Genomic DNA, 25539 nt, shown 5'->3' on the forward strand with positions numbered 1-25539 from the left:
GTCCGGTTGGGTTGATGCAGCGGATGCTAGGAACCCGGTCTGTCAATTTCCGTCAGTGGCCACTATGCCCTCGCGTTCCCGCCAGGCCTTCAGCAAGGCGGCCTTTCGCTGCGGATAGCGCTCCTCGATCAGCACCGGCGCGCTCACGCGGTCGGTGCGGAAGCTGCGGATCTCCTCGCGCAGCTCGCACCAGGCCACGAGCACCTGCACCCGGTCGAAGAAGCCCAGGGCGAAGGGCCAGACCGTGCGCTCGCTGTCCTTGCCCTTGAGGTCGCGATAGCCGATGCGCAGCTTGTGTTCCTGGCGGATCGCCTGACGCATCAGCGCCATCACGCCGCGGTCGACCACCGGCGGATCCGAGGGGCCGACGAGCAGCGCCGTGTCGTCCATGTCCCGCCGCAGGGCCGGGGGAGCACGGCCGAGATCTTCGCCAGCGCGTCGCGCGCCGCGGCGGCCAGGCGCGCATCGTCGCGGCTGGCCACCCAGCGCGAGCCGAGCACGAGCGCCTCGACCTCGTCGACCGAGAACATCAGCGGCGGCAGCACGAATCCCTCGCGCAGCACGTAACCCAGTCCCGGCGCGCCATCGATGCGCGCGCCCTGCGCCTGCAGCGTCGCGATGTCGCGGTAGAGCGTGCGCAGGCTGATGTCCAGCGTCGTCGCGAGCGCCTCGCCGGTGACCGGGCGGCGGTGGCGGCGCAGGATCTGGATCAGGTCGAGCAGGCGGGCGGAACGGGACACAGCAATCCTCCATGAGAGGGCGCGAGGATAGGCGGGCGAACGCCCCCTTTGATCGTGGTATCGCTACCACGCGTGTCACGAGATGACTCGTTTTTGTCATTTCACTTAATGCGAATCACTCTCACCTGCGTTAGAGTCCCGGCGGAAAGTCACCCTCTACCTCTTTCGGACCCATCGATGAAGCAGCAATTCCTGATGACCGCGTGCGCCCTGGCGGTGTCCCTCGCGATCGGCGATCTGGCTTATGCGCAGGACGCCACGCTCGAAAAGATCACCGTGACCGGCAAGCGCGCGAACCGTGTGTCCAAGGGGGCGACCGGCCTGCCGATGGACGTGAAGGACACGCCGCAGACGATCAGCACGATCGACCAGGAAGACATGGCCAACTTCGGCCTGACCGGCAGCAACGAGGCGCTGGCGCTGGCCACCGGCATCAACGTCGAGCAGTACGAGACCAACCGCGCGACCTTCAACGCCCGCGGCTTCGAGATCCAGCTGACGCAGGTCGACGGCCTGGGGATGACCAACTCCTGGGGCACGGTCGTCGGCCGCGAGGACACCTTCCTGTTCGAGCGCATCGAGCTGATCCGCGGCGCCAACGGCCTGCTGACCGGCGTGGGCAACTCCTCGGGCACGATCAACTACATCCGCAAGCGTCCGAAGAACGAGGACGGCGGCGAGGTCGGCGTGACCTTCGGTTCCGACGGCCTGAAGCGCGCGACGCTGGACTACAACAAGGTGCTGACGCAGGACGGTGCGTGGGCGGGCCGGCTGGTCGTGGCGCGCGAGGACAAGGACTCCTACCTGCGCGACCTCAAGGACCAGCGCACCTCGGTGTACGGCGTCGTGGACGGCCAGATCGGCACCAACGGCGTGCTGACCGTGGGCATCACGGCGGTGGACGCGAAGCAGGATTCGCCGATGTGGGGCTCGCTGACGCTGCTGCGCTCGGACGGCACGCAGGCGGACTTCCCGGTGGGCTCGTCGACCTCGCAGAAGTGGACCTACTGGGACACCAAGTCCTACAACGCCTTCGCCGAGTACACCCATCAGCTGGGCAAGGACTGGGAAGCCAAGGTCACCTACAACGTCCGTCACGGCAACGAGGCGACGCGCCTGCTGTACGCCTATTCCAACAGCGGCGTGCTGAACCCGGACAACACGGGACTGGTGGGCTGGCCGTACCGCAGCCAGGGCAGCTCGGACAACAACGTGCTGGACGCCAACCTGAACGGCAAGTTCAACCTGTTCGGCCGCGAGCACACCGTGCTGGTGGGCCTGAGCCGCTCGCACCAGGAAACCAAGACCGACACCTACGCCGTGCTGGACCACATGCTGGATCCGCTGCCGGCCTTCCCGTACGACGGCAACGCCTACACGCAGCCGCAATGGGGCCCGCGCACCGCCGGCGAAGGCGGCGAGCAGACGCTGACGCGCCTGTACGCGGCGTCGCGCATCGCGCTGACCGATTCGCTCAAGGCCATCGTCGGCGTCAACGCCGTGCGGCTGGCGCGGGCCGGTTCGTCGGTCTACGGCAATCCGGCCACGGGCAAGGCGTATCCGGACACGAAGAAGACCAGCCCCTACTTCGGCCTCACCTACGACATCACGTCCGACCTGCTGGCCTACGTGTCGTACTCCAACATCTTCCAGAACCAGGACCAGTACGACATCAACGGCATCTACCTGGCGCCGATGAAGGGCGTCAACGCCGAGGCCGGCGTGAAGGCGGAATGGCTGAACAAGGCGCTGCTGACGACGGCGGCGGTGTTCACCGCCAAGCAGGAGGGCCTGGCGACCTTCGCCGGCACCTTCGTCGGCGGCGAGAAGAACGGCCAGAGCTGGTACGAGCCCAAGGACGTGAAGTCCAAGGGCTGGGAAGTCGAGGCCACCGGCCGCATCGGCAAGGACGCGAAGGTCACGGTGGGCTACACCCGCCTGATGCTGACCGGGCCCGACGGCAACGACATCTACGAATGGGTGCCGCGCCACACGCTGAACTTCCGCGCGGACACCCTCGTGCCGATGCTGCCGGCCTTGCGCGTGGGCCTGGGCGGCCGCTGGCAGTCCGAGGTCAGCAAGATCGGCAGCGCCAAGCAAGGCGCCTACGTCAAGGTGAACGCCTTCGCGTCCTACGAGCTGTCCAAGGCCGCCACGCTGCGCGCCAACGTCAACAACCTGTTCGACAAGAAGTACATCGGCGGCCTGGCCTACGGCGCCATCTATGGCGCGCCGCGCACCTACAGCGTGTCGCTGGACTACCAGCTCTGATCGAGTCCTGACGCTCCTGCAATTCAAGACCCGGGCCGAGTTCCGGGTCTTTTTTGCTTCGATCAGGGAGGCGGCAGACCGCAGGCGTTCATGAACCGCTCGAGCGCGTCGAGCTGCGCCGCCGAGACGATGGCGGCGATGTAGCCGTCGGGCCGCACCAGGATCCAGTCGCCGGCCTGCGGGGCATACGCGTCGCGGAAGTCACCCTGCCCGTCGACGTGGTCGCCGCCATCGCCGCCATCGCTGATCGAGAGGATGCGTAGACCGGCCCGCGCGGGCACGGCACCGAGCGAGGCCCGAGACGCCCGATACCCAAGCAGCGTCCAGTACGGCCCCTTGAACAACTCGAACAGCCGCGTCCCCTGCCCCGCCGCGCCGCGCAGGCGCGCATCGGGCGCGCGATCGCCCGCCTGCGGGCCGCGCTCGCGTGCCGGCGCTTCCAGCGCGAGCGACGACTGCGGGTAGCCGATGTCGAGCTGATGCACCTCGCGCCCGCGGCGGTTGTCACCGCGCTTGGCAGCATCGAGCAAGCGGGTCGACAGTTTCAGCATGCCCTCGGCGACCGGTCGGCGCTCCTCCTCATACGTGTCGAGCAGCGAGTCCGGCGCGCCGCGCAGCACGGCGCCCAACTTCCATCCCAGGTTGTAGGCGTCCTGCACGCTGGTGTTGAGGCCCTGACCGCCGGTCGGCGGATGGATGTGCGCCGCGTCGCCGACGAGGAAGACACGGCCGACCCGATAGCGATCCGCCAGGCGCGCGTTCATGTTGTAGGCGGAGGCCCAGGACACCGACTCGATGCGGATGTCGTCGCGGCCGGCGCGGTCCCTCACCATTGCGTTGAGGCCATCGATGCCGAGGTCGATCTCGCCTTCCAGCGGCACCGGCGCCTGCAGCTGGAACAACGCCGTCCCCGCCAGCGGGCAGAGCGCGAGCTGCCGTTCCATCGATCCGTCGTTGAACTGGTGCCACGCGTCGCGCGGCAGTCCGCTGAGGGTCACGTCCGCCACGACGGCGCGAACGCCGAGTGTCCTGCCCGGGAAGTCGATGCCCAGCTGCTTGCGCACGTCGCTGCGGCCGCCATCGGCGCCGACGAGGTAGCGCGCCCGGATCCTCTCCTGCCGAAGGCCGTCGCCGTGCGTGGCCCCGCCGGTCTCGCCGGCCCCGATGGCCACGCGCGCGGTGACGCCCTCCTCGTCCTGCTCGACATCCACCAGCGCGCAGCCGTGACGCGGCGCATGGCCGAGTTCCGCCAGCCGCTCACGCATGGCGGCCTCGGTCAGGAACTGCGGCACCATCAGCGCCATCTGGTGCGGCTCGGCCGGGGTCGGCGGCGAGGTCTCGAAGGCCGTCTCGGCAAAGCTGCCATCCGCGGCATGGTGACGCTGCGGCGGATACGGACCGCCGGTCGCCACCAGCCGGTCCAGCAGGCCGAGGTCCTCCAGCACCTCCTGCGTGCGCGGCTGGATGCCTTTGCCCCGCGAGCCGTGGAAGGGCCGGGACGCCTGTTCGATCAGCTGAAAATCGACACCCCGACGCGCGAGGTCGATGGCGAGCGTCAAGCCCGCCGCGCCGGCGCCGACGATGAGGACCTGCGTGGTCCCTGGGAGAATGGATCCGTTCATGTCGCTCCAATTGAGTGTAGTTTGCACATAACTGAAGGGATGGTATGCCGGCTCGAAAAAATGTGCAAGATGCACATATGTCGACCCAACTGAAGGCCTTGCACGGCGCGCTGATCCGCATCGCGAGCGTGATGAACCGCCCGCGCAACGACGAGCGCCTGATCGAGGAAGCCGGGGTGATGCTGGACCGGGCGCTGTTCCCGCTGCTCGTGGGCATCGAGCGTCTGGGGCCGATCGGCGTCGTCGACCTGTCGGAGCGCGTGGGACGCGACTACACGACGGTGAGCCGCCAGGTGGCGAAGCTGGAATCCCTGAACCTGGTCAGCCGCCAGAAGAGCGCGCAGGACAGCCGCGTGCGCGAGGCCGTCGTCACCGCCGAGGGTCAGGCCATGACGGATCGCATCGACACGGCGCGCCAGCGCATGGGCCGGGAGATCTTCGGCGAGTGGAGCAAGGAAGAGCTCGACGACCTCGTGCGTCTGATGACGAAGTTCGTCGATGCGCTGGAAGGTGCGACCGACGCGCCGTGACGCCCGGAAAGCACGACGCCCGCAGGTCTTGCGTCCTGCGGGCGTCTGCCGGCTGTCGTTGACTGCCGAGGCCGCTGGCCCTCACCCCGCCCTCTCCCGCAAGCGGGAGAGGGAGTCATACGGTCAGCTCGGCGCACTCTCACTCCCTCTCCCGCTTGCGGGAGAGGATGGGGGTGAGGGCCAGCGGACGCTGCAGCCCACAAGATCCCCACGCAGGCGACGACTCAAGGGAAGTTCGTCACCGTCGGCGTGAACGACGCATTGCAGCCGGTCTGCGCGCCGGTGTTGTTGATCACGTGCACGATGCCGCCGTTGCCGCCCAGGCAGACCGAGATCATGTTGTGGAAACGCACGTTGCCGTTGACCGGCGCCTCGATCGCGCGGTCCAGCAGGATGCCGCCGTTGGTGAACACGCTGTAGACACCCAGGCCCCAGGCCTCATGGCTGGTGACGTTGTCGGCCACCTTGTACGAGGCCCAGCCGCGGCCCGTCGGGCTGTTCCAGCCGGCCTGGCTCTGCGGGTCGTACGGGATCTCCGACTGGTAGAAGTAGACGCGGCCGCCGTTGCCGTTCCAGACCACCTGGTGTTTCTGGAAGTGCTCGACGAACAGGCCGTACATGGTCACGTCGTTGCCGTTGACCCAGAGGCCGTTCTCCGACGGGTTCTGCGTCCAGCCCACGCCGGCGCCGTGGTCGGCGCGCCAGAGCCAGGTGTGGTCGACGATGGTGTTGTTCGCGTTCACGCTCAGCGCGATGCGGACCTTGCCCGCCGCCGCGCCGCCGATGCGGAAGAACAGGTCGTGCAGCACCGTCGGGTTGGCCGCGTGGTTGGCGGCGGCGCCGTTCGGGCCGACCTCGAGCAGCACGCCGGATTCCGTCGCGCCCGCGTCGAAGAACAGGCCGGAGATCGTCAGTCCGTCCACGTCCGCCGTCTGCATCAGCGGCTGGCCGTTGTCCGAGCGCAGCGTCGGGAAGCCGATGCCCAGGACCACCGTGTCCGGGTTGTTGACCCGCAGCGGCTGCGTCAGCACATAGGTGCCAGGGGTGAACAGCAGGTGCTTGCCGGCCGCCAGCTGCGTGTTCATCGCAGCCGCCGTGTCGCCCGGCTTGGCGATGTAGAACTGCCCGATCGGCACCGTGCGGCCCGGCGTGGCGCCGCCGTTGTTCCAGGAGATGCCGCTGCTGTTCTGGCGCAGCGACGGCACGCGCACCGCGTAGCCGCCGTCGGTGTCGATGAAGAGGAAGGGCTTCTCGCGGATCACCGGCGTCTGCGCGATCTTGGTGTAGCGCTGGCCCGCGGTCGGGAAGCTGCCCGCCGGCGCGTTGGGCACGCCGACGAACACCATGTTCCAGTTGGAGCCCGTCCAGCTGCCCCACTGGCTGTTGCGCGAGATCCATTGCTGCTGGCTGGCGGAGTTCACCTGCCCGTCCACCAGCACGTCGGAGAACCAGCCGCCGCTGGACCAGCCGCTGTTCTGGTTCAGCTTGATGTTGCCGCGCACGTGCATGCGCCGGAACGGGATCGCCTGCGAGACCGCCCATTGCATCGTGTTGTTGCCGATGCCCAGGCTGGGTGTGACCGAGAAGTTCTCGGCGCCGCGCCAGAAGTTCTGCGTCGCGTTGTCGCCGCCGAGGAAGGCGTTGGAGCGCAGGTCACCGTTGACGTGGACCTGGTCCGGATGGCTGCCCAGGCCCAGCACCTGCGTGTAGAAGCCGACCGGGATGCGCAGGTTGTTGTAGGTGCCCGGCGTCAGCAGGATGGCGTCGCGGCGCGGCCCGAAGTGGTTGGGCTGCTGCGCGTTGTAGATGCCGTCGATCACGCCCTGCAGGTTGGGCGTCGTCGGGCTGACGATGTGCACGCTGGCGCCGAAGTCCGGCGGCGTGCCGGTGGTCGGCGGCGGGTTGGTCGGCGGTGTCGTCGGCTGGTCGGCGAGGACGAACTGTTCCCAGGCCTGGACCGCGTTGCGGTTGGCCACGAGCACGCCGCCCAGGTTCAGATCGGCCGAGACGTACAGCCCGTTGGCCGCCGAGCGCAGCGCCACCGTGCCGTTGGATTGCGGCACCACGGTGAACTGCTCCCACGCGTCGGCGGTGCGCCGGTTGGCGATCAGGCGGCTCGTGTTGGGCGCGGCCAGGCCGATGTCGGCGGAGACGAAGTTTCCGCTGATGCGCGCGCGGAACGACACCGTGCCGTTGCCGTTGTTGACCACGTCGAACTGTTCCCAGCTCTGGGCCGCGCCCGCGGTCGCGGTCAGGTACGAGGTGCCGGTCGCCGTCGCGCTCACGAAGTTGTTGTTGGCCGCCGCGCGCAGCGTGGCGGCTTCCGCGCCCTCCGCCGCCAGCGTCAGCGCGGCGATCCAGCCCGCCGCCACCAATGCGTGGATCGGCCACGCCCGTCCTTCATTCCATGCCATGACATCTCTCCTTGAAAGTGCCGCGAGTCTAGGAATCTGAAATACCACTCGAATACTGATTCCGTGTCCGGCTGTTTCCGGCCGCCACCCCGGCATACCCTGTCCCCAGGGGAGACAAGGTTGTCGTCGGACCGCGCGTCCGCACAAATGTTTTCAAACCTGTCAGTACTGGCCCCTAAAGAGGTAGAAGATTCCGCCACACTGCGGCAGCCCTGCTTTGCCGTTCGTCGGGCGGTCTTCAATCCCTTACACATCAAGGACTTCCGCCGTTCATCGGCGCAAGTGCACCGTTCAGGTGCCGGCGTCCCTCCTTCCTGTTTCACCCGGCGCGGGGAAAGTGACCGTCGCGCGGGTTTTTGCAGTATTCGACACAGTCCGATACCGCCTCGACATACTGCTTGTCACAGCCATCCATTCCTGAGTTTTCTACATTTCGCCGCTGGTCTCATGGTGGTTTTATAGAGAACAACAAGCCCCGCACTTCCACCGGTGCGCGCGGCATTCGCAGGAGTGGATTCACATGCGTTATGGACAAATCAAGGCGGTGGCGCTGGCCGCCGCGCTGCTGGCCGCTGGATCGCAGGCCCAGGCGGGCACGATCGTCGCGCCCTACTTCTTCACGTGGGGCTTCGGCAGCGGCAGCTACAACATCAAGACGCTGAGCGAAGCCAAGTCCAAGGCCGGCATCGACGCGGTGACCCTCGCCTTCGGCGTCTCCGGTGGCGGCTGCACGGTCGGCGGCGGTCTGGAAACGACGATCAGCAACCCGAGCTTCCAGGCCGACATCAAGGCCTACATCAAGTCCGGCGGCCGCGTGATCCTCTCCTTCGGCGGCGCCAACGGCACCTACCTGGAATCGACCTGCTCGGTGAACGACCTGGTGGCGCAGCTGCGCCGCCTGATCGACGCCAACGGCACGCGCTCCATCGACTGGGACATCGAGGGCGGCCAGCTCGGCGACACCCGCCTGAACGGCGTGCGCAACGCCGCGATCCTGCAGCTGCAGTCGATCTACCCGGACCTGACCACCTCGTTCACGCTGCCGGTGGTGCCCTACGTCAACGCCAACGACACCGGCGGCCTGCAGCGCGAAGCGGTCGACCTGTTGCGCGGCGCGTCGCAGTCGGGCGTGAAGATCAGCATCGTCAACCTGATGACGATGGACTACGGCAGCTACTACAGCGGCGGCAAGAAGATGGGCGACCTGGCCATCTCCGCCGCCACCCAGACCGTGGCGCAGCTGAAGTCGCTGTACCCGGCCAAGACCGACGCGCAGCTGTGGGCCATGATCGGCATCACGCCGATGATCGGCCAGAACGACGTGGCGTCCGAGACCTTCACCCCGGCCGATGCCGTGACGGTGGCCAACTTCGCCAAGCAGAAGGGCGTGGGCCTGCTGTCCTACTGGGCCGCGCAACGCGACCGCGTCGGCAACGGCGCCCTGGGCGAATACAGCCGCGCCAACACGCGCGACTTCGAGTACTGGCAGGCCTTCGCCGCGGCGAAGAGCGGCACGACCACTCCGCCGCCGGCGCCGCAGCCGCCGGCTCCCGCCCCTCGCCGACGCCCACGCCGGCGCCGAGCCCGAGCCCCGCACCCAGCCCCTCGCCGGCTCCGGCGCCGAACCCCGGCACCTGCGTGGCCTGGGCCGAAGGCAAGACCTTCACCGCCGGCCAGGTCGTCAGCTACCAGGGCAAGACCTACAAGGCGCTGGTGACCCACACCGCCTGGGTCGGCACCGGCTGGAACCCGGCCTCGACGCCGTCGCTGTGGACGCCGACCTCGGGCAGCTGCGGCTCGCCGGCCCCTGCGCCCGCACCGACGCCGGCGCCTTCGCCGTCTCCGGCACCCTCGCCTTCTCCGGCCCCTTCGCCCTCGCCGGCCCCGTCGCCGAGCCCCGCGCCGGCCCCCTCGCCCGGCGGCGCGCTGACGCTGCCCGAAGCGCTGAAGGCCACGCAGACGCGCCGCGTCTATGTCGGCTACTACCCGACCTGGAGCGACAACTGGTTCGACGCCACCGGCAAGTCGGCCAACGACGTCTACAAGGCCAGCAAGTTCGCGCGCACGCCGGCCACCTACACCCATGTGATGGTGTCCTTCGCGGATCCGGCCTTCTCGTGGGCGGGGCTGTCGGCCAACACCTTCTCGGGCACCGGCATCAACTTCAACGCGACGCCGCGTGACATCAAGGCCGCGATCGACGTGCTGCACCAGCGCAACCAGAAGGTCATCCTGGCCGTCGGCGGCGCGACCTACAACAACTGGGGCACGCTCGCCGCGGAAGGCGCGGCCGGCAACGGACCGACGATCAACGCGCTGGCCAAGATCCAGACCGAGCTCGGCTTCGACGGCCTGGACGTGGACTACGAGACCGACGGCGACGTCGACCGCTACGCCAACGTCATCAAGGCGCTGCGCCGCGCGGTGGACATCGCCGGCAACGGCCGCGTGCTGACGCTGGCCGGCTGGTCGACGGGCGCGGACTGCACCTCGGCGACCTCGGCCGACGCCTCCTGCTCGGGCCGGCTGTCGTTCTGGGGCGGCAACGCCGGTCGCGAGCGCGCGGTGGTGCGCAAGTTCCCGGCCGTGGCCAACATGCTCGACATGGTCAACGTGATGAGCTACGACGCGCGCTTCGAGAACTACGACGGCGTGACCGCGTACAACGACTACCGCTCGCTGTTCCCGGCCAAGACCATCGTGTCCATCGGCCTGGAACCCGCGCCTGAAGGCTGGGCCGGCGGCCTGCTGGTGGTCAACGACGGCGACGCGCAGTGCGTCGGCTCGCGCAACCTGAAGAGCCAGTACGGCGCCAACCTCAACCAGCCGTACTCGGTGCAGCGCTACACCAACGCGGTGCTGAACGGGACCGCGTCCAACCGCAACGCGCGGGACGGCGCGATGCTGTGGGCCATCATCAAGACGGGCGGCGGCACCTGCGGCTCCGCGCCGCTGGCAACGCCCGGCACCGTCGGCCAGAAGGTCGGCTCGAGCTTCGGCCTGACGGTCGATCCGCTGCTGCAGTCTTCCGAGTGGAAGTAAGTCCGCGGGGATGACGCGCCCCTCGGGGCGTCGTCCGATCCGCACCCCGGGCGCGCCCATCCGGTACGCCCGACCCGGCGCGCGTCGCCCGACGCGCGCCACCCCCGCCGGCAGGACCTGTCCGCCGAACCCGAGCACCGCGCCCGCGGCGACGCGGCGGGTCCTGCCGGCACCTCTCCCCCTTTTCCGGAACCTCCGCCATGAACCAACGCTTCCCCGCCGCTCCGCGGCCCCCGCGTGTTTCGAGCTTCCTGACCACGCCCGCGCTGCTGGCAGTCGCCAGCGCCTGCCTGACCGCCTGCGGCGGCGGAGGCGGCGACGACTCGGGCAAGAGCGTCTTCGCGCAGTCCGCCGCGGACGCGGCCTCGGCCGCCGACGCCGCCGCCAGCGAGAACGCGCCGGACGCACGCGCGTTCGCCGCCGGTGCGGTCACCGTGGCGGCCGGGATCTACACCATCGAATCCGGCGAGTCCGGCCTGTGCCTGGACATCGCCGGCAACGTCGGCGCCAACGGCACGAAGCTGCAGCAGAACCGCTGCGGCACCTCGACCTCGCAGCGCTTCGAGCTGCGCGCCGATACCGGCGGCAGCTACCGCCTGGTCAACGTGGCCAGCGGCAAGTCGCTGGACGTGACCGACGTCTCCACCGGCAACGGCGCGCTGATCCAGCAATGGGCGACGGCGCCGACCGACAACCAGCGTTTCCTCGTCGCGCCGTCGGCCGACGGCTACACGCTGAAGGCGCGCCACAGCGGCAAGTGCGTCGACGTGAAGGACCATTCGACCGCCGCCGGCGGCGCGATCCAGCAGTGGGACTGCACGGGCGGCGCGAACCAGCGCTGGAAGCTGAAGGCGGTCGGCGCCCCGGCGCCCGCTCCGTCGCCGGCCCCGGCCCCTTCGCCGGCACCGGCGCCTTCACCGGCCCCCGCGCCGGCCCCCGCTCCCGCACCTGCGCCCGCTCCGGCGCCATCGGCCGGCCTGTCCGACCCGAAGGTCAAGGACATTGCGATGCAGATCGTCTCCAGCGCGGAGAACTCGTCGCTGGACTGGAAGGCGCAGTACCGCTACATCCAGGACATCCGCGACGGTCGCGGCTACACGGCCGGCATCATCGGCTTCTGCTCGGGCACCGGCGACATGCTGGAGCTGGTCCAGTACTACAACTCGGTCAAGCCGGACAACGTGCTGGCGAAGTACCTGAACGCGCTGCGCTCGGTCAACGGCAGCGACTCGCATGCGGGCCTCGATCCCAACTTCCAGGGCGACTGGAAGACGGCCGCGGGCGACACGCTGTTCCAGCAGGCGCAGGATCACGAGCGTGACCGCGTCTACTTCAACCCGTCGGTGCAGCAGGCCAAGAGCGACGGGCTGAAGGCGCTCGGCCAGTTCATCTACTACGACGCGATCGTGATGCACGGCCCCGGCAACAGCGGCGTGAGCTTCGGCGGCATCCGCAAGGCGGCGATGGCCAAGGCGAAGACGCCGGCGCAGGGCGGGAACGAGACCACCTACCTCAACGCGTTCCTCGATGCCCGCGTGGCGGCGATGAAGACCGAGGAGGCGCACAGCGACGTCACCCGCGTCGAGACCGCGCAGCGCGTGTGGCTCAAGGCCGGGAACCTGGACCTGAAGACGCCGCTGAACTGGAAGGTCTACGGGGACAGCTTCTCGATCAAGTGATCGCCGTCTGACACCGTCCCAAGGACGCGGTCCGCATCTGCATATGCGGCATGCGTCCAAGGGGCGGTGGCGCGATGGGCACGCAGGTGGTTAGGCTCTCGCCTCCTACTGGAGTTGCCGCCTTGCTGAAGATCCTGTCCTACGCCGTCCTGGTCCTGCTGCTGGCGCTGGTCGCGCTCGTGGCGATCGCCTGGTGGTCGCTGCGTGCGCCCGACCTGCCCGCCGAGCAGCTGGAACGCGAGTTCCAGACGCCGAATGAGCGCCATGTCGAGGTCGGCCCCGGCCTGAGACTGCACTACCGCGACGAGGGGGCGGCCGATGCGCCGGTGCTGCTGCTCCTGCATGGTTACGGCGACTCCTATGCGACCTGGGAGGGCTGGTCGCCGGTGCTGCGCGACCAGTGGCGCGTCATCAGCCTGGACCTGCCCGGCCACGGCCTGACAGCCGCGCCGGCCGGATTCATCCTGGACGGCAACGCGCTCACGACGATCGTGCTCGGCTTCGCCGACAAGATCGGCGCGAAGCGCTTCGCCGTGGCGGGCAACTCGATGGGCGGCGGCGTGGCGTGGAAGCTCGCGCTGGCGGCGCCGGAGCGCGTGCAGGCGCTGGTGCTGGTGTCCGCGGCCGGCTGGCCCAGCGAGGCGACCGGCGCGAGCCCGTCGCTCGCCTTCCGACTGCTGCAATACCAGTGGGGTCGGGACTTGCTGGCCAGCATCGACAACCGGCCGCTGATCAAGCAGGGCCTGACCGCGCAGGTCCATGACAAGGCGCTGATCACCGACGCGGTGATCGACCGCTGGGCGCGCTACCAGCGCTATCCGGGCCATCGGGACGTCCTGATGTCGGCTCCGCCGGCGAGCCATGCGACGGCGACGGCGGAGAGGCTCGCGGCCGTGAAGGCGCCGACGCTGGTCCTGCACGGCGACGACGACCCGTTGATCCCGGTCGAGCATTCGCGCCGTTTCGCCGCGGCGATCCCGGGCGCGAAGCTGATCGTCTATCCGGACGTCGGGCATCTGCCGCAGCGGGAGATCCCGGAGCGGTCGGCGAAGGATGTCGGGGAATTCCTGGCGGCGCAGCGGTGAGCTGAGTCGCCCGTTGGTGCACACCCGGCGAATGCTCATGCGCTTACGAGTACGGCCTCGGCGGCTACGGCTGGGAGGTGCGGATCGATGCCATCGGGGATTTCGACGGCGACGGGCGACCGGACTTCCTGTTCCATGTCGGCGGGTCGAACTCGTCGAACGTGGCGCTGGTGCCGTCGAGCCAGGCCTGGCCCGGAAAGAACGCGCCGACGACGTACCTGACGTCGATCGGCTGCTGAGACCGGATCGCGCGGCCTCGGCTCGCGCTCCGTCGGTGACAGGCTATCGGGCCGCCGCCGGCGCGATCCACACCACCGATCGTCCAAGCAGATTCCGCTTGACGGTGACGAGCACCTCGTCGCCGACCTTGGGATGCCAATGGCGGAACTCGTCGTACTCGCTCCAATGCTTGGATGGATCCTTGTTGTCGAATCGCGCCAGGTGTCTCGTTCCCGCCTCTCCCTGCAGCTCGAAGCCGAGCTCCAGTTCTTCCAGCATCCAGGCGCCTCTGGCACAGCACGGCCTCACCAGGACGATGCGGCCCGGAAGCACTTGCTCCGTACCGCCCCTCGCCGTGGCTGCGAGCGGGAGATAGCCGTGCCGCCAACCGAGCGGGGCCACCAACGACAGGGCCACCACGAGAAGAATGCCGAAGAAGCGCTGGGACCCGGTCATCGGATCCCCGATGGGCAACGGGAACAGCACCCCGAAGACAGCCGCGGCACCACCGAGATAAATCAGCCAGCGCAAGGTCTCGGCCACGACGCCAAGACCGGGAAGCGCCTGGAAGAAATGCGCCGGCGGCGTCCAGAACGACGCGACGGGAAACAGGAGCAAGGGAAGCAGCAGGGCGATCGCCAGCCAGAAGAGGACGATCCCCCGCAGCACGCGGCGCCAGCCGCTCAAGGTCGGCGCCGAGTGCGACCCCATCAGATCTTCATCGCCGCCGCGATGCTGTCATGCGCGGCCTTGTTCATGCGGATGTCGTAGGTCAGGAAGGTGAGCCGGTCCACGAGCGTGGCGCCGCTGGGATTCGACACGTAGGAGCCGTTGCCCAGCAGCGTGCCGTCCTTGATCAGCGCGCCGGTGTAGACGTTGCCGTTGAGCTCGAAATAGATGCGGTACTGCACCGTCGCGCTCAGCGTCGCCGACGTCGGACGCGCGTTGGCCGCGACCCAGATCGACACGCCGTCGACCGTACGGATGGCACCGTCGGCCAGGCGGTAGGTGGTGCCGTCGCTGTTGGACTGGATGCCGGCCGTCATCGCATCGGCCAGCGTCGTGTTGACGCGGCACGGCGTGACCGCGACCCCCGCCGTCGCCGTCGTGCAGTCGAAGACGTTGTAGCGGTCGACCTTGTTGTTCTGCTCGAACTTGATGTAGCTCGCGCCGGTGGCATAGGTCGCTGCCGCATCCAGGACACCGGCGTTCGAGTAGATCGCGTTGTGGAAGTGCGCGAAGTCCGCGGGTGTCGAGGCGATGGTGCCCGTCAGCGCCACGGTCTCGTACTTGCTGCGGATCTCGGAGAACGCGACGGTGACGCCGTCCGCAGCGAGCGTGTCGACGCGCACGTCGCCGCCCAGATAGCTCACCTTGCTCGTCGGCCCCACGACGACGACGGCGCCGTTCCTGAGAACGCGCGTCGGCGACGATGCGGTGGGCAGCGCCAGTGTCGTCGTCAGGTTGTGAGCGGCGCTCTGGGCATTGGTCTGCGGGCCGTTCGTCAGCGGCGACACCGCCAGCACGGCGAAGTCAGAAGTGACGAAGTGGATGCCGCTGGTCTGCGCCCCCGTGGGATTCAGGTTCCAGTGCAACTGATAGCTGCCGGCGCTGGGCGTCAGGATCAGCTGCTCGAACGCCTGCTGGTTGGGTCCCGCTTTCAACGTCAGTTGCGCCGCCGAGCTGATGCTCGATCCGCCGGCGTTCGTCACCACGACGCTGTACTGCGCGCCGTTGTCCGTGTAGGTGGCCGCCGGTGTCTGGTACGAGGCGGACGTGGCGCCCGCGATGACCGCGCCGTTCTTCTTCCACTGGTAGGCGAGACCCGTCCCGGTGGCCACGACCGAGAACGTGGCTGTGGCATCGGTCAGCACCGCCGCATTCGCCGGCTGCGTGCGGATGACGGGCGCATCGACCTTGGCGGGCGTGCTGGGGGACGCGTTGTTCGACGTGTTGTTCGTCGACGTGTTCCCGGACGAATTCGTGGACGTCGCCACCAGCGGCGTGCCCGCGTCGCTACCGCCGCCGCCGCATGCCGCGACGAGGACCGACACCGCGGCCAGCACGGCCGCGTTCTTGTGCTTCAAGGAAAACATGGGTACTCCCCCGTGAAAGACATCTGCTCGGCGATCCATCGACGGGACCGCTCCGGTTTTTTCGGGCGCGAGTATAGGAGGCGGAGATCGCCCATTCAGTGACGCTGGCGCTGAATATTTCGCTTCATGTCGCGGCCGTGAAACGGTCCTCCCTCTTTTGACATCGACACCGTTAAGACCTCGTTCAGGGGCCTGCCGTGGGGATAGGCGTCGCCACGACGCACCTTGCCCGAGCGGGCACAAGGCACAGCGCTTGCCATGCAGGGTCATCCACCAACATCGTTGAGGTTCCCCATGACTGCTTCGTTGATCAGGAATGCCGCATTGATCGCCACCTGTGCCGCCATGACGGTCGGTTGCGCCACCAGTGACGTGAAGAACGCGGGCGTGGGCGCCGTCGGCGGCGCCGTCGTCGGTGCCGTGGCCGGCGGCAGCGCCGTGACCGGTGCCGTGGTCGGCGCGGTCGCAGGCGCCGTCATCGGACGGCTGATGGTCGACGGCAAGGAGCGCGAGGTCTATTCGGACGGCAACGGCGGCCGCTATTGGGTCGACGGCGACGGACGACGGCACGCGGTCCGCTGAGCCAGCGCCCGGTCCAGGTGCGGCGCTGCCGCCAGCAGCGCCTGCGTGTAGGCGTGCTGCGGCGCGGCGAAGAGGTCCGCCGTCGCGCCCTGCTCCACCACGCGGCCGTGTTGCAGCACCAGGACGCGGTCCGTCACGGCGCGCACGACCGCGAGGTCGTGCGTGACGAACAACGTGGCCACGCCGCGCTCGCGGCACAGACGCTCCAGCAGCGCCAGTACTTGCGCGCGCAGGGACACGTCCAGCGCCGAGACCGCCTCGTCCAGCACCAGCAGTTCCGGCTTGACCATCAGCGCGCGCGCGATGGCGAGCCGCTGACGCTGCCCGCCTGAGAATTCATGCGGGAAGCGCCGCAGCGCGCCGGCATCCAGCCCCACCTGCTCCAGCAGGTGGACGGCACGCTCCCGCGCCTGCACCTCGCTGAGCGCAGGCCGCAACAGATGCAGGGGCTCCGCGAGCAGGCGCTCCACGCGCCAGCGCGGATCGAAGCTACCGTAGGGATCCTGGAACACGATCTGCACGCGGCGCCTCAGCGCCGTCTCCGCGCCGGTGAAGCGCTCGCCGGCCAGCCGGACTTCGCCCGACACCGGACGCTGCAGGCCGAGCACCGTGCGCAGCAGCGTGGACTTGCCGCTGCCGGACTCCCCGACCAGCCCGACGCGCTCGCCGGGGAGGATCTCGAGGCTCACGCGATCAACGGCCCGGACGCGCCGACGGGGCCGGAAGAAGCTGCGATCGGCAGCCGGGTAATCGCAGACGATCTCGCGCAACGAGAGCAAGGGCGCGACGGCCTCGCCGCGCCCGCCGCTCGCGCCGATCACCGCCGGACTTGCCCCCTCTCCCGCTTGCGAGAGAGGGTGGGGGTGAGGGCCAGCGACCTCGGCAGTCCCTTCCCCCAGCGGCGTCGATTCACGGGGTCGCGCCGGCCTCAACCGTGATTGCTCGACCAGCGCCCGCGTGTAGGGATGGCGCGGCGGATCGAGCAGTTGAAGCAGCGACCCCTGCTCCTGCACCTCGCCGTGCCGCAGCACGACGAGTCGATCCGCCATCTCCGCGACGACGCCGAGATCGTGCGTGATCAGCAGCAGCCCGCAACCGTCCTCTCGCACCAGGCGCCGCAACAGATCGAGGATCTGCGCCTGGCTCCGGACATCCAGCGCCGTCGTGGGTTCATCGGCGATCAGCAACCGGGGCCGGCAGGCCACCGCGATCGCGATGGCCACGCGCTGCCGCTGCCCGCCGGACAGCTCATGCGGATAACGGCGCGCATCGACGTCGGCCGATGTCAGGCCGACGCGCTCCAGCAGCCGGTCCACCTCCGCGCACCGCTCGGCGGCGTTGCCGCGGCCGTGCAGGCGCAGCGCTTCCTCGATCTGGGCGCCGATCGGCATCAACGGATTCAGCGCCGTCATCGGCTCCTGGAACACCAGCCCCACGCGAGCGCCTCGCACGCGCCGCCAGCCGGCTTCGTCGAGCGCGCCGAGGTCCCTGCCCTCCAACTGCAAGGCACCGCGCCGCGAGAGCTCCGGCGGCAGCAGTCCCAGCAACGCCAACGCCGTCAACGACTTGCCGGAGCCGGATTCGCCGACGAGACCCACGATCTCGCCCGCGGCCAGATCCAGCTCCGGCACGAACAGCAGGCGGCGTTCACCGGCCTGCAGTGATAGATCGCGGACGCGCAGCAGCGTGGCGGCCGGCGGCGGGAGGGTCGGAGAACGAGGCGATGAAAGCGTGGCCGTCATGGGAAAGTCCAGTTCGATCGATCCGGCCCACCCGGTGGGTCCGGTCGGCCCCGCTGATCCGTGTGAGCGGACGGTTGGGATCGGGCAGATCGCGGGTTCAGCCATTCACGCAGCCCGTCGCCCAGGAGCTGGAAGGCCAGCGCCGACAGCGCCACCGCCAGACCGGGGAACACCGCCAGCGTCGGCGCCAGCGCCGTGAGCGTCTGCGCGTCGGCCAGCATGCGGCCCCAGCTGGGCTGCGGCGGCTGCGTGCCCAGGCCGAGGTAGGACAGCCCCGTCTCCGCCAGCAGGCCGAGCGCCAGCTGGATGCTCAGCTGCACCAGCAGCAGCCCGGCGAGGTTGGGCAGCACGTGCTCGATCGAGATGCGCCAGGCGCCCTTCCCGGCCACGCGCGCGGCCAGCGTGAACTCGCGTTGCCACAGCGGCAGCGCCGCGCCGCGCGTCAGGCGCGCGAAGACCGGGATGTTGAACACGCCCACCGCCAGGATCGCGTTGATCGCGCCGGGGCCGAGCGCCGTGCTCAACAGCACCGCCAGCAGCAGCGACGGGAAGGCGAAGACCAGGTCGTTGCCGCGCATCAGCAGCTCGTCGACCACGCCGCCTCGCGCCGCCGCCCACAGGCCCAGCGGCACGCCGACGCCGGCGCCCAGCGCCACGGCCACCAGCGAGACGCCGAGCGAGGTCGCGCCGCCGCGCATCAGCTGAGACAGCACGTCGCGGCCGAGCGAGTCGGTCCCGAGCCAGTGCGCCAGCGACGGCCCCTGCAGACGCGCGGGCAGGTCCATCGCCGCGGGGTCCCACGGCGTCCACCACAGCGACAGCAACGCCAGCGCGGACAGCACGGCGCTCAGCACGAGACCGCTGAGCAGCCGCCCACCGAGCCGATGCCCCTGATGGCGGTCCAGATGCGTTTCTGGACGGTTGCCCGAGCCGGCTCCCGCCGCATCAGGAGAACGCGCGTTCATGATCGGCCTCCCTCGCGCGCCAGGCGCGGATCGGCGGCACGGCCGCTGAGGTCGACGATGAAGGACAGCAGCACCACTGTCGCGACCAGCAGCAGCACCACGCTCTGCACCAGCACGAGGTCGCGCTGCGCGACCGCCTGGAAGAGCAGGCGGCCCAGACCGGGCAGGAAGAACACGTTCTCGATGATCACGGCCCCCGCCAGCAGGAAGGACAGCTGCAGACCCAGCAGCGTGAGCAGCGGCAGCGCCGCGTTGGGCAGCGCGTGGCGCCACAGCACGCGCCAGTCGCCGGCGCCCTTGGCGCGCGCGGTGCGCAGGAAGTCCTCGCCGCCGAGGTCCAGCAGGCTGCCGCGCAGCACGCGCGCCAGGATGGCCGCCTGCGGCAACGCCAGCGCGATCGCCGGCAAGGTCAGCGCCGCCAGTCCGGCGGACAAGCCCTGACCCCAGCCGTCGAAGCCGCCGGCAGGCACCCAGCGCAGCCCCACGGCGAAGACCAGGCTCAGCAGCAGGCCGAGCCAGAAGTTGGGCACGGCGAGTCCGAGCTGGCTGAGCCGGTCGATCGCCCGATCCAGCCGGCTGCCTGGCCGCCATGCGGCGCCCAGCCCCGCGGGCGCCGCGATCGCGACCGCCAGCAGCAGCGCGTAGAGCGCCAGCGGCACGCTCAACGGCAGACGCTCCCGCAGCAGACCGGCGACCGGCACGCGGTAGGTGATGCTGTCGCCGAAGTCGCCGCGCAGCACGCCTGACACCCAGCCGAGGTAGCGATCCGGCCACGGCGCGTCGAGGCCGAGCTGCTGCCGCAGCTGCGCGACCGTCGCCTCGTCGGCCTGCAGCCCGAGGATCTGTCGCGCCGGATCGCCCGGCGCCAACTGCACGAGCGCGAAGACGACAAAGCTCGCCAGCACCAGCGTCAATGCAAGGCTCACGCCGCGCGCGGCCAACCAGCCGGGATCACAACGCCGGCCGACCCACGCCAGCCACACCGCCGCCAGCGCTGCGCCGAAGAGGCCGACGGCCAGGAAGGGCCACCGTGCACCGGTCGAGCCGGCGCCTGAGCCGCCTTCCACGGCGGCATCACCCGCTCCGCGCGCGCCGGTGCCGTCGAAGTACGCCCGCCCGAACTCCACGTTGCCGATGCCGCTGATGGCGAGCCCCTGCAGGTCCGCGCGACGCACCAGCAGGCGGGGGTACTGGAACAGGAAGCCGTTGACCGCGTCATCGCTGAGCCGGCGCTGGATGGCCTGGAGCTGCTCGCGCTGCGCCACCGGATCGGTGGTCGCGTCCAGCGCGCGCAGCAGCGCCTGATAGGCGGGGCTGCGGTAGCCGAAGTAGTAGTCCTCGCGACCGTAGATGTCGTAGTCCTGCGGCTCCGCATGGACGATGACGGTCAGGTCGAAGTCGTGCCGCGTGAAGACCTGATCCAGCCACTGCGCCCATTCAAGGTTCTGGATCTGCACCCGCAGGCCGATCGCCGCGAGCTGCGCCGCGAGGATTTCCCCGCTGCGCCGCGCGTAGGAGGTCGGCGGCAGCTTCATCCGCAGCGGCGGGATCGTGGCCGGCGCGATGCCCGCCTCGGCGAGCACGGCCCGTGCGCGCGCCGGGTCGAAGTTCGACGCCGCAGTCAGGTCCACGTAGGCGGCGTTGCGCGGCGGGAAATGGCTGCCGATCGGCTCGCCGTAGCCGAACATCGCGCCGTCGATCAGCGACTTCCGGTCGATCGCATGGGAGATCGCGCGCCGCACGGCGAGCTGCGCCAGCAGCGGGTTCCGGTGGTTGAAGGCGAGGATCGTTTCGCCCTCGCTGCTGCCGATCTCCACCGCGAAGCGACGGTCCACGCGGAACTGCGCGAGGTTCTCCGGCGACGGGAAGTTGGAGAACAGGTCGACGTCACCGGCCATCAGCGCCGCGTACGCCGCCGTCGGATCGGCGATGAAACGGAAGCGCAGGCGCCCCAGGCTCGGGTTCGGGGTCGTGACCCGCTCGGGTGCCACTGACGATGCCACTGACGATGCCGATGCCGATGCCGATGCCGATGCCGATGCAGAGGCTGACGTTGATGTGGCTGCCGCGCCCCAGTAGTCGGCATTGCGACGCAGCGTGACCGAGTCACCGCGCCGCCATTGCTCGAAGCGCCACGCGCCGGTGCCGACGGGCGCCGTGCGGTTGTTGCCCGCGGTGGCGGGCGCCACCATCACCAGCGCGGCGCTCGACAGCGCGATCGGCAGGCGGCCCGAGCGCTCGCGCAGCCAGACATCGAGCACCCGCGGACTGCTCGCGACCACCCGTGTGATCGCGGCCAGCGACGTGCGTTGCGGATTGAGCGAATCCGGCGCACGCGCGCGGTCGATCGCGAACTTCGCGACGCCCGCATCGAAGACCGTGCCGTCGTGGAAGCGCACGCCGTCGCGCAGCTGGAAGCGGTAATGCAGGCCGCCGTCCAGCACCTCCCAGCTGGCGGCCAGGCGGGGCTTCGGTTGACCGTCCTCACCCAACGTGAGCAGGCCCTCGAAGACATTGCCGTAGACCAGCTCGCCGATCGGGGCGGCGGCGCTGGACGTGGGGTCGAGGATCGGCGGCTCCAGCTGCATCGCGATGCGGAGTTCGCGATCGGCGGACGTCGCCGCGAGCGCACCCGAGAATGCACCGGAGACAGCGCAGAGGAATGCGCCAGCCAGCGCGACCAGCAGGCTCGGCAGCGCGCCTCTCCGCGGCGCCCGCTGTCGGAACGCCGCAGTCATCCACTCTCCCATCGTCATGCGTGCCGTCCCGTTTCCGCTGTCACGCGCGCCACGCGCCGTCGTGCCTCATCCGCCAGCGTGGGCAGATCGAGCTGGCGGTAGAGATCGGCGATCCGGCGGTTGATCGCCACCTCGTCCGGATCGACCCGTCGCCTGGATTCCAGCGCCTGTTGCGCGTCGACCAGCGCCCCGGCGTGCGTGGCGGCATCGACATGCAGCAGCGCGAAGAGATCCCGCTGCGCGTGGCTGCCGCCGATGTGGACGAGCCCCGGCAGCGCCTGGCTCAAGGGATGCCAGGCCCGCTCCGGCTCGCCGCGCGCATGCGCGACCAGCCCGATCGCCGCGGGCCAGACGATGTCGGCCCACACGGCGCGGCGGCCCTGGTCGGCCTCCCGCACCGCCGCCAGCAGTGCATCCGCCTCCGGCCGCGCGGCGCGGGCGAGTCCGTAGAGATACAGCAGCGTCAGGAAGGGCTCGACCGTGTCGATGCCGCGCGCGGCGATGAAGCCGGCCAGCTCCGACCAGCGGTGGCCCACGTCCACGCCGCACCACTCCAACCTCGCCAGCAGCTGGACCGCGCCGGCCTGGTCCTGCGAGTAGCTGGTCGACACGCCCCACACCGCGCCGTCGTAGAGCGCGAGCGCCTCCGCGTCGCGTCCGCGCGCGAGGTAGAACAGCGCCAGATGCCAGGCCAGGTGCGTGGCCATGAACGAGTTCAGGCCGGTCCAGCCGGCGCGCCAGTCCTCGAGCAGGCGGGTGCCCTCCTCGATCCGGCCCTGCGTCAGCAGCACATGCGCGAGCGCATGCTGCGCCCACGGTTCGCGTTCATTCAAGCGCAACGCCAGTGCGCGCCGCGCCGCCGCCTCGGCCTCGTCGAGCAGGTGGCACTGCTCGTACGCAAACGCGGCCATGCCATGGGCATACGCGTTCTCCGCATGGTGCGGCAGCACGCGCAGGATCGCGCGCAGCATCGCCGGCGAGTCGCCGCGGTTGAACGCGACGTACTGACGCAACTTCACCGCGAGCAGATCGCGCGGAAAGCGCTCGATCAACGCATCCGCTTCTCGCTGCACGGCGGGCACGTCGCCGGCGACCCAGTGCGCGAGCAACTGGACATGCCGGGATTCCCGTTCCGCCGCCGCGCGCGCGTCCGGCGATCCGGTGGCGGCGACGGACGGCTGATCACGCAGCGCCCGCTCTGCGGCCTCCAGGAACGGTCGTGCCTGCGGCGGTCCCTGCGGCGATTCCAGGAACATCCACAACCAGCCTGCATAGACCTGCGCCAGCACCGCGTCCGGATGCGCCTGCGCGGCCGCCAGGATGCCTTCGGCGCGCGACTCGTAGGCGAGCAGCCCCCGATGAAATCGTTGATCCCTGCGCTCACGTCCGCGGATGCGGCGCGGAACGGATTCCCCAACTCGTCGTTCAGCAGCATGACAGCCCTCCCAAGAGCAATGGCCGCGGCCCCGATTCGGGTGCAGGGCTAGGCGCAAACCGGAGCCATAGCAGCGCTATGGCGAGGATTTGCAACGACGCCCTGCACCCGAAGCGGGGGCGCGGCGGATCAGTAGTTGTAGATTAGGGTGAGTGTCACTGTCCTCGGCGCGCCTGCGGCGGCCACGTTCAGGTCATCCTTCGTGCTCGGCCGGTTGCCGAAGAAGTTGCGCGTCAGGTCGTACTGCTTGTCGAACAGGTTCTGCACGCCGAGCTGCAGCGACCACGGCGAGCTCACCGGCGCCACCTCCACCCGCGCGTTGGCGAGCCAGTAGCTCGGGATGTCGTAGGTCTTGCCGCCGTCGACGTTGAGCAGGTTCAGCCACGACGGGTACTTCGCGTGATAGCTGTAGTCGGCCGCGACGCGCCAGTCGAAGCTGGCCGCCGTCCAGGCATAGGCGACGTTGCCGCCATAGCTGACCTTCGGCAGGAACTGGTCGTGCCCGGACAGGTCGCCGAGCAGCGGCGAATTGAAACGGTCGAACTTCGCGTGCTTGTAGCCCAGCGCCTGCCCGATCGTCAGCCCGGCCAGCGGGCGCCACTGCAGCTCGACCTCGCCGCCATCGACCTTGGACTTGTCGATGTTGATGATCTTGCCGACCAGCGCGCCGGTGGCCGTGGTCGTCACGTCCTGGAACTGCTGGTCGCGGTAGTCGTAGTGGAAGATCGCCGTGTTGACGCGCAGGCTGCGGCTCAGGTCGGCCTTGTAGCCGAGCTCGAAGGCCAGCAGCTTCTCCGGCTGGAAGGGTTCCAGCGCCAGCGTGTTGAAGGTGTTGTGCGCGGTGATGCCACCGGACTTCACGCCGCGGCTGATCGAGCCGTAGAGCAGTTGCCCCTGTGCGGGCGTGTACTCCAGCGCCAGCTTGCCCGAGGTGTTGTCCTTGGAGAGCGACTGCGCCGCCCCGTTGACGCCGAGGCCGGGGACGACCGGCGTGGTGTTGGTGCTGAAGTCGTCGATGGCGCGCTTCTCATGCTCCTGGCGCAGGCCGGCGACCAGCTTCAGGTCGCTGCTCAAGGCCTGGTCCACCTGCCCGAAGACGGCCCAGGTGCGGCCCGTCTGGTCGTAGCGGGTGCGCGTGATCAGGCCGTAGTCGCGGCGGAAGTCGGTGGTCCAGTCCTCGCTGAGCTTCTCGCGCGAGGCGTACACGCCGCCGACCCAGTTGAAGCGGCCCGTGCCTTTCGATGCGAGCCGCAATTCCTGGCTCAGCGTGGTGGCCTTGTCCTTCCAGAACACGTCCGAGTGGTTGATCTCGGTGTCGTCCCAGTCGGCCAGCTCCTTGCGGTCGAAGCGCTGATGCGCGGTGATGCTGGTCAGCTGCGTGGCGCCCAGGTCCCAGTTCAGGGTCAGCGCGACGTTGGTGGCGCTGTTGTCCTTGTGCGGCTTGGCGTCGGCCGATTCGCCGACCAGCGCGGCGAAGTCGCTCGCGAAGCCCCAGCCGGTCGAGCGGCGGTTCGTGTCGGCGGCGAAGCCGTACGTGGGTCGCGCGGTGAAGAGGGTGAGCCCCTGGACATCGGACTTGTCGACGTTGTGGTTGATGCTCAGCTTCGCGGTGAGATCGCGGGTCACGTCCCATTCGAGCTGACCACGCAGCGCGCTGATGTTCTTGTCGCCGAGCTTCTCGCCGGTGGCGCGGTTGCGCTGCCAGCCGCCGTCCTGTTCGGTGGCGACGGACAGCCGGCCGCGCACCGTGTCGCTCAGCGCGCCGGACACGAAGCCCTGCGCCGTCTTCGCGCCGAAAGAGCCGATGCCGACGGAGCCGCCGAACTCGGTCTGCTTCGTCGGCGCCTTCGAAACGAAGTTGATCGCGCCGCCGGTCGTGTTCTTGCCGTAGAGCGTGCCCTGCGGTCCGCGCAGCACCTCGACGCGTTCGAGGTCGAACAGCAGGCCCTGCGTCTGCACCGGGAAGGCGAAGGACACCTCGTCCAGGTAGACGCCGACCGGCGAGGAGTTGTTGCTGCCGTAATCCTGGAAACCGATGCCGCGGATGCGGAACTGCGGCTGGCCGCTGCCGAAGGCGGGCTCGATCTCCAGGCTGGGGATTTCGTTCTGCAGCTTGTTGACGCTGGTAATGCCCTTGGCGCGCAGCTCGTCGCCGGACAGCACGCTCACCGCCACGCCCACCTCCTGCGCCGATTCGACGCGGCGCTGCGCGGTCACCTCGACCCGGTCCAGCGTGGCCGCCGAAGCGGCGGCGGCCGGCGCGTTCTGCGCCATCGCCGAGCCGCCCAGGACGGCCAGCACGGCCAGCACGGCTGCGGACACCGCTTTCAATTCAGCTCGCCCACCCAGTCGCACACCCACTCGCGTACCCACTTGCAT

General features: G+C 69.4%; 17 protein-coding genes and 1 pseudogene. 8 read left to right on the forward strand and 10 right to left on the reverse strand.

Translation table 11 applies throughout. The features are described 5' to 3' along the window. Positions 1-42: 42 nt before the first annotated feature. Positions 43-740, reverse strand: a pseudogene (locus tag ACQ859_RS20635) (helix-turn-helix transcriptional regulator). Positions 741-917: 177 nt separating this feature from the next. Between ACQ859_RS20635 and ACQ859_RS20640 the strand changes: the two are divergent. Beyond that, positions 918-3011 (forward strand): TonB-dependent siderophore receptor, encoded by a 2094-nt coding sequence (locus tag ACQ859_RS20640; protein WP_431262532.1) that lies wholly within the window; start codon positions 918-920, stop codon positions 3009-3011. 62 nt (positions 3012-3073) lie between these two features. Here the strand turns inward: ACQ859_RS20640 and ACQ859_RS20645 are convergent, their stop codons facing one another. Next, positions 3074-4633 carry an FAD-dependent oxidoreductase gene (locus ACQ859_RS20645; protein ID WP_431262533.1) on the reverse strand — a complete coding sequence of 520 codons (1560 nt, stop codon included), beginning with the start codon at positions 4631-4633 and terminating at the stop codon, positions 3074-3076. 77 nt (positions 4634-4710) lie between these two features. Between ACQ859_RS20645 and ACQ859_RS20650 the strand changes: the two genes are divergently transcribed. Further along, complete coding sequence (locus ACQ859_RS20650) at positions 4711-5163, forward strand: MarR family winged helix-turn-helix transcriptional regulator (RefSeq protein ID WP_431262534.1); 453 nt, start codon at positions 4711-4713, stop codon at positions 5161-5163. Positions 5164-5387: 224 nt separating this feature from the next. On the opposite strand, the gene ACQ859_RS20655 is transcribed toward ACQ859_RS20650, so the two are convergent. Continuing rightward, positions 5388-7577, reverse strand: coding sequence for a hypothetical protein (locus tag ACQ859_RS20655; protein ID WP_431262535.1), 2190 nt, complete (start codon positions 7575-7577; stop codon positions 5388-5390). 520 nt (positions 7578-8097) lie between these two features. Here ACQ859_RS20655 and ACQ859_RS20660 point away from each other — a divergent pair. The 5 genes from ACQ859_RS20660 (at position 8098) to ACQ859_RS20680 (ending at position 13622) form a co-directional block, all read left to right on the forward strand. Further along, positions 8098-9294: a chitinase gene (locus ACQ859_RS20660; RefSeq protein ID WP_431262536.1), complete on the forward strand. Its 1197-nt coding sequence runs from the start codon at positions 8098-8100 to the stop codon at positions 9292-9294. Beyond that, positions 9216-10619 (forward strand): carbohydrate-binding protein, encoded by a 1404-nt coding sequence (locus tag ACQ859_RS20665; RefSeq protein ID WP_431262537.1) that lies wholly within the window; start codon positions 9216-9218, stop codon positions 10617-10619. The genes ACQ859_RS20660 and ACQ859_RS20665 overlap by 79 nt, the downstream gene beginning before the upstream one ends. Positions 10620-10819: 200 nt before the next feature. After that, positions 10820-12298 (forward strand): chitosanase, encoded by a 1479-nt coding sequence (locus tag ACQ859_RS20670; RefSeq protein WP_431262538.1) that lies wholly within the window; start codon positions 10820-10822, stop codon positions 12296-12298. 122 nt (positions 12299-12420) lie between these two features. After that, on the forward strand, positions 12421-13383 hold the full coding sequence (locus tag ACQ859_RS20675) for an alpha/beta fold hydrolase (protein ID WP_431262539.1): 963 nt from the start codon (positions 12421-12423) through the stop codon (positions 13381-13383). A gap of 77 nt (positions 13384-13460) precedes the next feature. Then, a complete protein-coding gene (locus ACQ859_RS20680) occupies positions 13461-13622 on the forward strand; it encodes a hypothetical protein (RefSeq protein ID WP_431262540.1) in 162 nt (53 codons plus the stop codon). A gap of 43 nt (positions 13623-13665) precedes the next feature. On the opposite strand, the gene ACQ859_RS20685 is transcribed toward ACQ859_RS20680, so the two are convergent. Both ACQ859_RS20685 and ACQ859_RS20690 read right to left on the reverse strand, forming a co-directional pair. Then, complete coding sequence (locus tag ACQ859_RS20685) at positions 13666-14289, reverse strand: hypothetical protein (protein WP_431262541.1); 624 nt, start codon at positions 14287-14289, stop codon at positions 13666-13668. Positions 14290-14312: 23 nt separating this feature from the next. After that, a complete protein-coding gene (locus tag ACQ859_RS20690) occupies positions 14313-15698 on the reverse strand; it encodes a hypothetical protein (RefSeq protein WP_431262542.1) in 1386 nt (461 codons plus the stop codon). Between the two features lie 294 nt (positions 15699-15992). Between ACQ859_RS20690 and ACQ859_RS20695 the strand changes: the two genes are divergently transcribed. Next, positions 15993-16280 (forward strand): YMGG-like glycine zipper-containing protein, encoded by a 288-nt coding sequence (locus tag ACQ859_RS20695; RefSeq protein WP_431262543.1) that lies wholly within the window; start codon positions 15993-15995, stop codon positions 16278-16280. On the opposite strand, the gene ACQ859_RS20700 is transcribed toward ACQ859_RS20695, so the two are convergent. From ACQ859_RS20700 to ACQ859_RS20720, 5 genes are all read right to left on the reverse strand, one after another. Beyond that, complete coding sequence (locus ACQ859_RS20700) at positions 16238-18022, reverse strand: dipeptide ABC transporter ATP-binding protein (protein WP_431262544.1); 1785 nt, start codon at positions 18020-18022, stop codon at positions 16238-16240. The genes ACQ859_RS20695 and ACQ859_RS20700 overlap by 43 nt on opposite strands. Continuing rightward, on the reverse strand, positions 18019-18987 hold the full coding sequence (locus tag ACQ859_RS20705; RefSeq protein ID WP_431262545.1) for an ABC transporter permease: 969 nt from the start codon (positions 18985-18987) through the stop codon (positions 18019-18021). Before ACQ859_RS20705 ends, ACQ859_RS20700 begins: the two co-directional genes overlap by 4 nt. Beyond that, the gene (locus tag ACQ859_RS20710) at positions 18984-21725 is read right to left on the reverse strand and encodes an ABC transporter substrate-binding protein (RefSeq protein ID WP_431262546.1); all 2742 of its coding nucleotides are present in this window, start codon (positions 21723-21725) and stop codon (positions 18984-18986) included. Before ACQ859_RS20710 ends, ACQ859_RS20705 begins: the two co-directional genes overlap by 4 nt. A gap of 14 nt (positions 21726-21739) precedes the next feature. Continuing rightward, positions 21740-23014, reverse strand: a complete 1275-nt coding sequence (locus tag ACQ859_RS20715) for a tetratricopeptide repeat protein (RefSeq protein ID WP_431262547.1) — start codon at positions 23012-23014, stop codon at positions 21740-21742. 275 nt (positions 23015-23289) lie between these two features. Next, positions 23290-25482 (reverse strand): TonB-dependent receptor, encoded by a 2193-nt coding sequence (locus tag ACQ859_RS20720; RefSeq protein WP_431262548.1) that lies wholly within the window; start codon positions 25480-25482, stop codon positions 23290-23292. Positions 25483-25539 lie beyond the last annotated feature (57 nt).

Source organism: Roseateles chitinivorans, from assembly GCF_050632235.1.
GTDB classification, from domain to species: Bacteria; Pseudomonadota; Gammaproteobacteria; order Burkholderiales; family Burkholderiaceae_C; genus Roseateles; species Roseateles chitinivorans_A.

What these genes read in the sequence shown, in the direction of transcription:
- ACQ859_RS20705 (WP_431262545.1), bottom strand. Translation starts at nt 18,987, where the DNA reads ATGAACGCGCGTTCTCCTGATGCGGCGGGAGCCGGCTCGGGCAACCGT.
- ACQ859_RS20695 (WP_431262543.1), top strand. Translation starts at nt 15,993, where the DNA reads ATGACTGCTTCGTTGATCAGGAATGCCGCATTGATCGCCACCTGTGCC.
- ACQ859_RS20640 (WP_431262532.1), top strand. Translation starts at nt 918, where the DNA reads ATGAAGCAGCAATTCCTGATGACCGCGTGCGCCCTGGCGGTGTCCCTC.
- ACQ859_RS20650 (WP_431262534.1), top strand. Translation starts at nt 4,711, where the DNA reads ATGTCGACCCAACTGAAGGCCTTGCACGGCGCGCTGATCCGCATCGCG.
- ACQ859_RS20710 (WP_431262546.1), bottom strand. Translation starts at nt 21,725, where the DNA reads ATGACTGCGGCGTTCCGACAGCGGGCGCCGCGGAGAGGCGCGCTGCCG.
- ACQ859_RS20670 (WP_431262538.1), top strand. Translation starts at nt 10,820, where the DNA reads ATGAACCAACGCTTCCCCGCCGCTCCGCGGCCCCCGCGTGTTTCGAGC.
- ACQ859_RS20660 (WP_431262536.1), top strand. Translation starts at nt 8,098, where the DNA reads ATGCGTTATGGACAAATCAAGGCGGTGGCGCTGGCCGCCGCGCTGCTG.
- ACQ859_RS20655 (WP_431262535.1), bottom strand. Translation starts at nt 7,577, where the DNA reads ATGGCATGGAATGAAGGACGGGCGTGGCCGATCCACGCATTGGTGGCG.
- ACQ859_RS20700 (WP_431262544.1), bottom strand. Translation starts at nt 18,022, where the DNA reads ATGACGGCCACGCTTTCATCGCCTCGTTCTCCGACCCTCCCGCCGCCG.
- ACQ859_RS20645 (WP_431262533.1), bottom strand. Translation starts at nt 4,633, where the DNA reads ATGAACGGATCCATTCTCCCAGGGACCACGCAGGTCCTCATCGTCGGC.
- ACQ859_RS20690 (WP_431262542.1), bottom strand. Translation starts at nt 15,698, where the DNA reads ATGTTTTCCTTGAAGCACAAGAACGCGGCCGTGCTGGCCGCGGTGTCG.